The sequence below is a fragment of the Pseudomonas sp. HMWF021 genome, from assembly GCF_003061005.1.
Taxonomy (GTDB): Bacteria; Pseudomonadota; Gammaproteobacteria; order Pseudomonadales; family Pseudomonadaceae; genus Aquipseudomonas.
The window spans coordinates 14,563-25,614 of record NZ_QAIK01000188.1 but is presented as its reverse complement, the minus strand read 5'-3'; the positions used below and the strand labels follow the sequence as shown (position 1 = coordinate 25,614).

Here is an 11,052-nt window from a genome sequence, read left to right as displayed (position 1 = left end):
CCGCCGGCACCGCCGTGCGCTTCGAACCGGGGCAGAGCCGCGAGGTCGAGCTGGTGGAGTACGCCGGGCATCGGCGGGTGTTCGGCTTTGCCGGGCGGGTGATGGGGGATCTCGACTGAGATCGGTGCGAACCCAAAAAGATCGCAGCTTTCGGCAGCTCCTACAAATGCTCTGCGGTCTCGAGCCGAGCACTGACTGTAGGAGCTGTCGAGCGCAGCGAGGCTGCGAAAGCGAGCTATGCGAGCGGTCTCAAATCCAATTGAATCCCAAGGCAAGCACATGAAGATTTCTAGAAACGCCTACGCCGACATGTTCGGCCCCACCGTCGGCGACAAGGTGCGCCTGGCGGACACCGAGTTGTGGATCGAGGTCGAAAAAGACTTCACCACCTACGGCGAAGAAGTGAAGTTCGGCGGCGGCAAAGTCATCCGTGACGGCCAGGGGCAGAGCCAGTTGCTCGCCGCCGAAGTGGTCGACACTTTGATCACCAACGCGTTGATCATCGACCACTGGGGCATCGTCAAGGCCGACGTCGGCCTCAAGGACGGGCGTATCGCCGCAATCGGCAAGGCCGGCAACCCGGACGTGCAGCCCAACGTCACCATCGCCATCGGCGCCAGCACCGAAGTGATCGCCGGTGAAGGCATGATCCTCACCGCCGGCGGTATCGATACGCACATCCATTTCATCTGCCCGCAGCAGATCGAAGAAGCGCTGATGAGCGGCGTCACCACCATGATCGGTGGCGGCACCGGTCCGGCGACCGGCACCAACGCCACCACGTGCACCTCCGGGCCGTGGCACCTGGCGCGCATGCTCCAGGCCGCTGACGCATTCCCGATGAACATCGGCCTCACCGGCAAGGGCAATGCCAGCCTGCCGGAGCCGCTGATCGAGCAGGTCAAGGCCGGCGCCATCGGCCTCAAGCTGCACGAGGACTGGGGCACCACCCCGGCGAGCATCGACAACTGCCTGAGCGTCGCCGATCAGTACGACGTACAGGTGGCGATCCACACCGACACCCTCAACGAATCGGGTTTCGTCGAAACCACCCTCGGCGCGTTCAAGGGCCGCACCATCCACACCTACCACACCGAAGGTGCCGGCGGCGGCCATGCGCCGGACATCATCAAGGCTTGCGGTTTCCCTAACGTGCTGCCGAGTTCGACCAACCCGACCCGGCCGTTCACCCGCAACACCATCGACGAACACCTCGACATGCTGATGGTCTGCCACCACCTCGACCCGAGCATTGCCGAGGACGTGGCGTTCGCCGAAAGCCGCATCCGCCGCGAGACGATTGCCGCCGAAGACATCCTCCACGACCTCGGCGCGTTCTCGATGATCAGCTCCGACAGCCAGGCCATGGGCCGCGTCGGCGAAGTCATCACACGCACCTGGCAGACCGCCGACAAGATGAAAAAGCAGCGCGGCCCGCTGCCCCAGGACGGTGAAGGCAACGACAACTTCCGCGCCAGGCGCTACATCGCCAAGTACACGATCAACCCGGCGATCACCCACGGCATCAGCCACGAAGTGGGTTCGATCGAGGTTGGCAAGTGGGCCGATCTGGTGCTCTGGCGTCCGGCGTTCTTCGGCGTCAAACCGACGTTGATCCTCAAGGGCGGCGCCATCGCTGCCAGCCTGATGGGCGACGCCAACGCGTCGATTCCGACCCCGCAACCGGTGCACTACCGCCCGATGTTCGCCAGCTATGGCGGCTCGCTGCACGCCACCAGCCTGACCTTCATCAGTCAGGCCGCCCAGGAGGCCGGGCTGCCCGAGGCATTGGGGCTGAAGAAGAAAATCGGCGTGGTCAAAGGCTGCCGTGACGTGCAGAAAACCGACCTGGTCCACAACGATTACCTGCCGAACATCGACGTCGACCCGCAGACCTATCAGGTCAAGGCCGACGGGGTGCTGCTGTGGTGTGAACCGGCCGAAACATTGCCGATGGCGCAGCGGTATTTCCTGTTCTGATTGTTCGCGCAGCGGCCAAAGAAAAACCCGATGGCGGTGGCCATCGGGTTGGCTTTTTCTATGTGCCTGGACACTGCCTTGCTGCAGCCGCCAGTGTTTCTACTCAAACAGGTTGTTGGGGTTCGACCGTAAACGGGATTTCAGTCCTTTGCAGTTTTGCCCGGTCCATGGCTTGCTGTGTCAGCGTCTTCAGCGCGGTTTGCGCCTCAGCCTCTATCCGTTCGATTTCGGCGGTGTAGTCGCTGTCGCTTATTGCCTTGCCCGGTGCGACATCACTTTTCCGTTTGCCCACCTTCTCGGCCAACGCCTCGATGGTGGTTTGCAGACGGGCCTTCTCAATGTCCGACAGCGTGGTTCCGGATGCCCGGCGCTTCATCGCCTGCACCAGGTCGCCAAGTGCTTCGATCCGGCGCTTGAAGCCTTTGAACAGTTGACGATTGGAACCCTCGACATGAGACCTCCAAAAAGGCTGCTGGCTGATGGAGTCACGCAGCAGATCACCCTGCTCAAGCGCAATGACCCGATTGAAAGCGTCTTCGATCATTCTCTGCGTAACCCCGGCGATCCTCCTGAACTTCATGCCGCGTGACTGCCAGGGCAGGTCCAGCCTCTGCGCCAGATCAGTCATGAACGCCAGATGAACTTCGACTTCATCGATGGTGCCCCCGACCTGGCCTTGCCCGTCCTGTTCGACAAAGGTCTCTCCAGCTTCGATCCGCTCGGCAATGTGTTTCCTTGCGATGGCACCGATTTCGTCCAGGCGGGACTTGCCCCTTGCCAGTTCAACCAGCGCCGTCTCCACCAGATCCTTGCTGATCAACTGATAAGCCTCATGCACCAGCACACTCACGCCCATGGCGTTGAACATCCGTGGCCCGGAGTCGTCGCAGGTGATGTCTTGCCCGGCAGCGAACTCGAACAACTGGTCACGTAACTGCTTGTTCTCTGCCATGGCATCGATCATTCGCCACACCTTTGCCGTCAATTCCGCCTTATAGGCGGGGGATGACTGGTAATCGGCCGAACGGGTCAGGTTGCGGATAATGTCGAAAAAGGGCTTTGAGCCGAACTCGTCTTCGACGCTGTCCCAGACATTTCTCTTCTCTATCCATTGCTCGCGGGTCAGGCCCGCCTCCCAATTGAGGCTGTCATTTACCCCGCGCGGTGGATACGGACGACCGGGTTCCAGACCGACTGACTCGGCATAGTGGTCGACCCGCTGCAGATTTTCCGGCGAAATCCAGTCCTCTTCGCGAGAAATCATGGTGCGCGCGATCAATTCGGCACTGCGCGACCCCGGTGCCACCTCTGGAACGGTGGCGAGATGATTCAAACGCAAATCCAGGGTGAAATGCCTGAATCGAGCGGGAAACAAGCCTTGCGGCCAGGAGGTGATCTCGGTGTTTTGCAAGGTCAAGAGGTGCAATTGACGCATCAGCGAAACATCGGGTGGCAGTTGCAGCGGATTGGAATGTAATTGCAGACTCAGCAGACTTCGGCTCTGGCGCAACAACGCCACATCCTCGGGAGTAAAACGCAGGTAGTTTTGATACAGGACCAGATCATTGAGATGAGGCATGTCGGCAATGATCCTGGGCAGTTGTGTCAGGTGGTTACCCATCGCCCTGAGAACACGCAATCCCGGGAAGGCACGTAGAAACGGCACATTCGCATCCCGAAATCCTGTGTTGTCCAGATTCACGTACGTCACGTGGTCGAAGTTACCTTGCAGATCAGGCAACTCTCGCAAGTAAGGCACTGATCCGTCGCCTCGGGAAAACCGGAAGCTGCTCAAATCCAGTACGTCCCCGGCCAACTCCCCATTGGGATAAACGTGACGGGGGGCCGTACGTTTCCAGCAGTCACGCAGAACCTGGTACAAGCGTTTGCGCTCTGCCAATTCCGCCAGGCGCTCAACTCGCGCTTCAGTGGACGTCTCATTCATGACCTGGCGCGGATCAAGATAGCTCCTCATCGAGTCATGGAATCTCGCGAAATCCGCCTCATACTCCCTCACCCTTTCGTGCATGGATCGTCCCACGTCAGAGCTTTCGTCCAGCATCTCGCTGATTTCCTCAGGCGTCAGCGACGGGAACAGTTCGCGCAGCCGCGACTGAGCGCTGTGATGTTCGCCTTCCCTCATCAAGTTCCTCCAGAACCCGAACATCCCGCCCCGCAACTTCGCCGCTGCCGGATCGTAATACGGCTTGCGCACGGGCATCGCGGCCAGAAGTGTTTCTACGCGATCCAGCTCAAGCGGTTTATTCACCACGGTTTCTTTCAACGAGGCTCCCTGATTGACGTCATAGCCCAGCTTGCTTCGCGCGGTGTCGGGAAGCGCGTGCAATACCGAGGCATACAAGTCATCGGCGCCGTGCAACTCAAGGCCTTGTGCGTCAAAGGCCTGGTAACGGCCGTCCTCGCGCAGGATCAGCACTTTGCGTGTACTGGCATTGGCCGCACCAACGCTGTCATGCAACGAGCCCGTGAACGAGAGCTCGCGCACCTCCAGACGCAGATCGTCAGGCCAGCCCGGCAGATTTTCCATGGTATGCAGGGCCAGCCTGGCGCTGTCGACCGTCCGCAGTTCCGGCAGGTAAAGCCCTTCGCAGGCCCGGGAAGAACGAATCTGCAGCAAGGCATGCCGGGCTTGCTCGCGCAGGCGCAGAGGAATGCGTTGGCGTCGGGCCAGGCGCATGATTTCTTCGAGGCTGGCACCGCCCACCAGTTCTTCGGCGGCACGGGTCGTCAACCCTTTGAACTCGGATTGCAACCACTGCACCCACGCGTCACTGGAACGGCTGCGACTTTGGTAAAGGCTTTCGAACAACGTTTCGATTCGCTTGCCGGCCTGCATTGCCAGACGATCGCGCATGGCCTCGATACGCGCCGATCGCTCCCGCGGCACATCACGCCCGAGCATGGCCAGAATTTCGCTTTCACTGCAGGCGTCGAGGGCGCGCTCAGGCAATAGCCCTGCGTTCAGCTCGGCCCGAGTCAGCTTGACGGTGTTTTCATGGGTGGCTTCCGCATTGCCATACTTTTGCGACCGGCTCCACAACTGGTCGTCATCAAACAATTGCACAGCCTTTTCCTCGGGCCATCTCGGCAACTCGGTCAGCAAGCCCGGGAGGTAACCACTCAATGCTTCAGGCACCTGATTGGCGATGATCTGCTGCGCCAGCTCGCCCACATCGGCATAAGCGGCAAACCGCTCGATGGCGTCCCTGAGCAGCGCCGGCGGCTGCGTGCCTTCGACATGCATGCGTCGCAGGATTTCCTCCGACACCCCGCTGACGTTCAGGATCTGCGTCAGAGTGTCATCGGAAAAACGCTCGACTTCATGGCCCAGCCTGCGCAGCAGTGTACGTCGCTCCCAGGTCAAGGGGCGCTCCACTTCAGTGTGCCAGGCGCCGGCACCGTTGCCGCGTACAGTCGGTTTGTAGGCAGCGGGACGCTTGGGATGCACCAGGCGGTGTTCGCCCGTCAGCGGGTCTTTGTCCAGCACAAAATGCTTGTTGTGCAACGCCAGCACCTGTTTGCCTTGATGCTTGTGCAGCCCCTGAGCATCCGGAGTTGAATCCCTGGCCAGCACGATGTCGTGGGCATAAGGCGAAAGGTCCGGTTTCCACAGACGCGTGGCGCCGTCCGCCCGCTCCACTGGTATCAGGCTGTCGAACAGTGGCGAGGGTTGCACCGGCGCCGGTATATGCGTGGGCAGCAGGTGCCCGGAGCTCATCAATCCCAATTGGGCAAAGTTGATCAACACCGAATTGATGTGCGCCGCACCTTCGTTACGATCGCCCTTGCTCCAGTCCTCGATGCCCTCGACGGTTTCCTCCAGCATCTGTGCCACCATGATCCCGAGCAACACCTCACCAACGCCCGGAATCAACATCCCGGCGAAGTTGAAAACGTTCCAGGTGATGCTCAGCGCACTGCTGATGCGCTTCCAGCGCGCCTGCGCATCTTCATCGCCGGTGGGTACGGCGATGCGCCGGGCGTCGGTTATCGCCTTGTCGCGCCGGGCTTCGAACAGCGTCGTGAACAGCTCGCCCTGAAAGGGAATGGCGACGGGTTCGGCGGCGGGATTTTCCACTGCTGTCTCCCGCCACCAAGGCCCCATGTCGAGGGGCTCGCGCTGGTGCCAGGTGCAGGTCTTCAGGCGCTCGTTGACCCGGGTGAAAAAATGTCCCTTGTCTTTCTGCGCCACAAAGCGGCTGAAGAACGCCTGATACTCACTGGACAGCAGCTGGCTGAGCAGTTCTTTCATGAACGATCTCAGTGAGTCGTATTCCTTCACCGGATGATCCGGGTCGCCAGGCACGTAGGCGATGATCGGGCCAGTCAGCACCGACTGTCGATAGAGATCGTCCTTGCGTTGCATCTCTTTGACGACCGCCCCTGGACCATTGACGAAAATGTCTCCGAGCAGTTTTAGCTGTTCGAGCCAGTTACCCGGTGTCGCGGGTGCACGAGCGGAAAACTCGCGCCAGGTCTTCAGGCCTTCCGGTGTGAGGTCGTCCACCAGTTTCTTGATTTCCGAGGGTTCGGCCACTGCACTGAACAGCACGATGCCGGTCATGCGAAAGCCCATCAACGACAGGCGATGGACCAACAACGGCCGGTCATGCATCGTTATGCCTGACTTGCCTTCACGTATATCCGCCAGTTTGCTGAATGCGTAGAGCGAGACATTGCCAGTCCTGGAGGCAATCGTACAGGCAAGCTTGAAAGCAGCTCGCTCACTGTCGATCGATTGAGTGCGCAGTGCCATCTCGGCGGCGGCAGCGGCAGGCTTGAGAATGGCCTTGATGTGCCGCTGGTAGCGGGCACCGAGGTCCAGCTCCCGACACAGGGTCGCGAACTGCGCGGTGGTCATGGCCTGTTGTCGCGGCACCCTTTCGGCATCGGCCATATAAACACCGGAGCCGCTGCGAAAAGCGTCCGCCCGGGTTTCCTCCGGCTCGAAGTTGTGCAATGCCGCGTCCAGCAGCGACGACTCCCTGACCGTACTGGCGCCGGTATCGAAGAACAGGATCGGAGCCGGGCTGTCCAGTCGCAATCTCACCCGGTCAACGTCCCAGTCCTCCCCGGTGACCTGCTTCAACTTCTCCGTCAATAACGGCCTGGCGAAAGTATTTATATCCGTTTGCAGCGCACCCAGGGTTTCGTCGAGCTGGCTTTGCAGACGAAAACTGTCCGATGCAAGTTCGCGTATATAGGCGCGATCATTGGCGTTGGCATCCAGATACCAGTCCGGTGCACCGGCAGTAGTGTTGGCGATGGCCTGCAGCCGCTGTGGCGAGGCACTTTTGAGCACTTGGGGGATGTTCGCCAGAATTTTCTGCGCATATCTCCCACTGGCATTTTCCGTCGGTGGCGCAATCCCTGCGCTGAGTAAACTTCCATTTAAATTCGACATTACTTGATACATCCAATCGGTCAGATAGAGCATCAAGAGTATGTAAATCGGACTGAAACAAATAAATCAAAAGTCCGTTCCGAATAGACCGGGCGAGCGCCGAATCGCCCAACAATTGCTATGAATAAAATACATATGCACCGCCGTGACCCGGTGTGTTTATGGGTGCAGTGAATGCTGGGCGCCGCTTTTTTCAGCGCTTGACGGGCCATCGCATAAACGGTCGTGTATTTCGCGTCAAAGGGACTAATATTCGATTCGCTCCGCCTTTTTTCAGGAACTGCCCATGCGTCTTTCCGAGTTCATCGTGGCCAATATCGACCCTATCGTCGATGAGTGGGAACAGTTCGCCGCGACCATTACTCCGGCTGCCGACTATCTGGATTCCACCGCGCTGCGCGATCACGCCAGCGAGATTCTGCGGGCCGCCGCCCGCGACATGAACAAGCCGCAAAGCCCCGCCGAACAGGCTGCCAAAGCCAAGGGCGAAGGCCCGGAAAAGACCCCGAGCCTGGACGAGGCCGGTGCCAGCCATGGCGAATTGCGCCACACCGTGGGATTTGATCTGGTGCAGATGACCAGCGAATTCCGCCATCTGCGCGCCTGCGTGATCCGCCGCTGGGTTGAAAGCCTCGAATCACCGGACATGACCTATTTCCAGGACATGATCCGTTTCAACGAAGCCATCGACGAAGCCCTGGCCGAATCGACCGCTGCCTACGCCGAGCAGGTCAATCGCTCGCGGGACATTTTCCTCGCCATCCTCGGCCATGATCTGCGCGCGCCGTTGCAAGCAGTGAGCATGTCCACCGAACTGTTGCTGCGCAAATCCAGCCTTGAAGGCGATGCACTGGCCTGTGCCTTGCACATCAAGCGCGGTGCGCGACACATGGCGGCGATGGTCAGCGATCTGCTGGAACTGGTGCGCAGTCGTCTGGGCCGGGCCTTGCCGATCGAGCCGACCTCCATGGATCTGGCAAATGCAGCACGAGCAGCCATTGCCGAAGCCTGCGCCGGCAATCCTGAGTGCGATCCGAAACTCAAGGTGAGCGGTGATACGCGTGGCACCTGGGATCCCGGACGGCTCGATCAGTTACTGCAAAACTTGATCGGCAACGCCTTGCAGCACGGTGCCAGCAAGCGCGACGTGACGCTCAATATCAGTGGCGAGGGCGACAGTGTCTGCCTCTCGGTGCACAACTACGGCACGCCGATTTCCCCAGAGGCGATCGGCACGATTTTTGATCCGTTGGTGCGCAGCGCCGACGAAGAACTCGGGCAGCCGTCAACCAGCCTCGGGTTGGGCCTGTTTATCGTCAAGGAAGTGGTAAATGCCCATGGCGGGACGATCGAAGTCAGCTCGAGCGAGACTGACGGGACGCTGTTCAGTGTGGTGCTACCCAGAACGGTTTAAGCAGGGAAATCTACGGAGCATTCATCGCTGGCAAGCCAGCTCCCACAGGTCCGGCGTCGAATACAAACTTTGTGTACGACATGGTTCCTTGTGGGAGCTGGCTTGCCAGCGATGAGGCCGGCCAATACCACCGAAAACCTATTCGACCACCAGGCGCCCCAGTCGCTGCCTGAGCATGCGGTTCTCCGCCCGCAGCTCATGCACTTCCTCCAGCAGATTCAGCGCCAGGGCGACGCCCTCCCACTCCAGCTCCAGCTCGCGCCGCAATTTCGCGGCGCGCTTGGCCAGGCTCAGCTCGTAGTCGGTGAACCGCCAGTCCCGGGGCTGCGCGCCCTGAGGTTCGAGGATGCCGTGTTCGACGATTTCGATCACGTAGACGTCCGACAGATCGGCCGCCTCACAGAATTCTGCCATGTCCAGTTGAACGATCAGGGGGCTGCTCATGATGGGCTACTCCGTCGTCGGGTTCAGAAGTTCTCTCGTGGGTTGAACGCGGCTTTCCTGGCCAGCTCCTGCCACAACGCCTTGACCTCGTCGTCGGAGGTTTTCGGCATCACGGCCTTGAGCTGCACGAACAGATAACCACGCTCACCGGCCTTGTTTTTCAGACCATGGCCCTTGGCGCGCATGCGCTGGCCGTTCTGGCTGCCGGCCGGAACCTTGAGGTTGATCTTGCCGGTCAGGGTCGGTACGGCCACCTCAGTACCCAGCGCCAGTTCCCAAGGCGCCAGCGGCAAAGTGATGATCAGGTTTTCACCTTCAACATCGAATTTCGGATGCGGCGCGAAGCGAATGGTCAGGTACAGATCGCCATTGGCGCCGCCACCGATGCCCGGTGCGCCCTGGCCCTTGAGGCGGATGCGCTCGCCGTCGGTCACGCCCGCCGGAATCTTCACGTTCAGGCTCTTGCTGGTATTGCTGACGTGCTGACCGTTGGCGTTGTATTGCGGGACCTGGAAGCTGACTTTCTTCGACTCGTCCGACAGTGTTTCCTCAAGGAAAACCGGCAGTTCCATTTCCACGTCTTGCCCTCGGCGCCCTGCACTGCGTTGTTGCCGACCTTCGCCGCCGCCGAAACCGGGGCCGCGATTGCCGAAGATCGAACTGAAGAAGTCCGAGAAGTCGCCGGTGTCACCACCGCCGCCACCAAAGCCGCCACGGCTCTGCCAGCCCGGTGGGCCCTGGAACGGCTGACCATGCTGGCCATAACGGCGCAGGTCGTCGTACTCGGCGCGCTTGTCGGCGCTTTTCAGCGCTTCATAGGCTTCCGAGGCGTCCTTGAACTTGGCCTCGGCGTCTTTTTCCTTGCTGACATCGGGGTGGTATTTGCGCGCCAGCTTGCGGTAGGCGGCCTTGATCGCCTTGTCGTCCGCTGTCGGCTCCACGCCGAGTATCTTGTAATAGTCTTTGAAGTCCATCGAAGGAGTCACCATCCGTTATCGATTTCGCGCCGAGACCAGCATGCGCTCATTCGCGCGTGCCGGGTTGACCGATCTCAAGCTTGTGACCGGGTGGCGCAGCAGAAGTTTATCGGCAGTGGACGGCGGTTCTTGTGACCGCCGGTGTGTCTGCCGGCCCATGCCAGCAAGTTTGGGGCGAAGCTGCGACTTTCAAGAAGCTTAGTCGTGAAATAGCAGATGACCGGCCTTCGAATCTGCCGCGCACTGACATACACTGCGCGGCCGTTTTTTGACCGGAACCCGAAAGACATGAACAACGCCTCTCCAGCCCGTGCCTGCGGCATCGACTTCGGCACCTCCAACTCCACCGTCGGCTGGCTGCGCCCCGGCATGGAAACGATGATCGCGCTGGAAGACGACAAGATCACCCTGCCGTCGGTGGTCTTCTTCAACATCGAGGAGCGCCGCCCGGTGTACGGTCGCCTGGCGCTGCACGAATACCTGGAAGGCTACGAAGGGCGGTTGATGCGCTCGCTCAAGAGCCTGCTCGGTTCCAAGCTGATCAAGCACGACACCAGCGTGCTCGGCACCGCGATGCCGTTCAAGGACTTGCTGGGGCTGTTCATCGGTCAGCTCAAGAGCCGCGCCGAAACTGCCGCCGGTCGGGAGTTCGAACACGTGGTGCTGGGCCGTCCGGTGTTTTTCGTCGATGACGACCCGCTGGCTGACCAGGAAGCCGAAGACACCCTGGTGGAAGTGGCGCGCAAGCTCGGTTTCAAGGACGTTTCGTTCCAGTACGAACCGATCGCCGCAGCATTCGACTACGAGTCGAC

General features: G+C 60.3%; 7 protein-coding genes. 4 read left to right on the top strand and 3 right to left on the bottom strand.

Annotated elements, in window-relative coordinates; all coding sequences use genetic code 11:
- Positions 1-119 (top strand): urease subunit beta (locus DBR18_RS30100; RefSeq protein ID WP_256589024.1); only part of this gene is annotated, 119 nt, incomplete at its 5' end.
- A 160-nt stretch (positions 120-279) separates the two neighbouring features.
- Positions 280-1,980 carry an urease subunit alpha gene (gene ureC / locus DBR18_RS27230; protein WP_108592662.1) on the top strand — a complete coding sequence of 567 codons (1,701 nt, stop codon included), beginning with the start codon at positions 280-282 and terminating at the stop codon, positions 1,978-1,980.
- Positions 1,981-2,083: 103 nt separating this feature from the next.
- Here the strand turns inward: ureC and DBR18_RS27225 are convergent, their stop codons facing one another.
- Positions 2,084-7,405, bottom strand: a complete 5,322-nt coding sequence (locus DBR18_RS27225) for an NEL-type E3 ubiquitin ligase domain-containing protein (RefSeq protein ID WP_108592661.1) — start codon at positions 7,403-7,405, stop codon at positions 2,084-2,086.
- 286 nt (positions 7,406-7,691) lie between these two features.
- Here DBR18_RS27225 and DBR18_RS27220 point away from each other — a divergent pair, with 286 nt between their 5' ends.
- Positions 7,692-8,819, top strand: coding sequence for a sensor histidine kinase (locus DBR18_RS27220; RefSeq protein ID WP_108592660.1), 1,128 nt, complete (start codon positions 7,692-7,694; stop codon positions 8,817-8,819).
- Between the two features lie 138 nt (positions 8,820-8,957).
- Here the strand turns inward: DBR18_RS27220 and DBR18_RS27215 are convergent, their stop codons facing one another.
- Positions 8,958-9,263, bottom strand: coding sequence for a chaperone modulator CbpM (locus DBR18_RS27215; RefSeq protein WP_108592659.1), 306 nt, complete (start codon positions 9,261-9,263; stop codon positions 8,958-8,960).
- 23 nt (positions 9,264-9,286) lie between these two features.
- Positions 9,287-10,237 carry a DnaJ C-terminal domain-containing protein gene (locus DBR18_RS27210; protein ID WP_108592658.1) on the bottom strand — a complete coding sequence of 317 codons (951 nt, stop codon included), beginning with the start codon at positions 10,235-10,237 and terminating at the stop codon, positions 9,287-9,289.
- A gap of 291 nt (positions 10,238-10,528) precedes the next feature.
- On the opposite strand from DBR18_RS27210, the gene DBR18_RS30095 reads away from it, so the two are divergent.
- A partial coding sequence (locus DBR18_RS30095) for an Hsp70 family protein (protein WP_371921165.1) occupies positions 10,529-11,052 on the top strand: 524 nt, incomplete at its 3' end.

Coding starts and splice junctions, on each gene's coding strand:
- ureC (WP_108592662.1), top strand. CDS start 280: ATGAAGATTTCTAGAAACGCCTACGCCGACATGTTCGGCCCCACCGTC.
- DBR18_RS27225 (WP_108592661.1), bottom strand. CDS start 7,405: ATGTCGAATTTAAATGGAAGTTTACTCAGCGCAGGGATTGCGCCACCG.
- DBR18_RS27220 (WP_108592660.1), top strand. CDS start 7,692: ATGCGTCTTTCCGAGTTCATCGTGGCCAATATCGACCCTATCGTCGAT.
- DBR18_RS27215 (WP_108592659.1), bottom strand. CDS start 9,263: ATGAGCAGCCCCCTGATCGTTCAACTGGACATGGCAGAATTCTGTGAG.
- DBR18_RS27210 (WP_108592658.1), bottom strand. CDS start 10,237: ATGGACTTCAAAGACTATTACAAGATACTCGGCGTGGAGCCGACAGCG.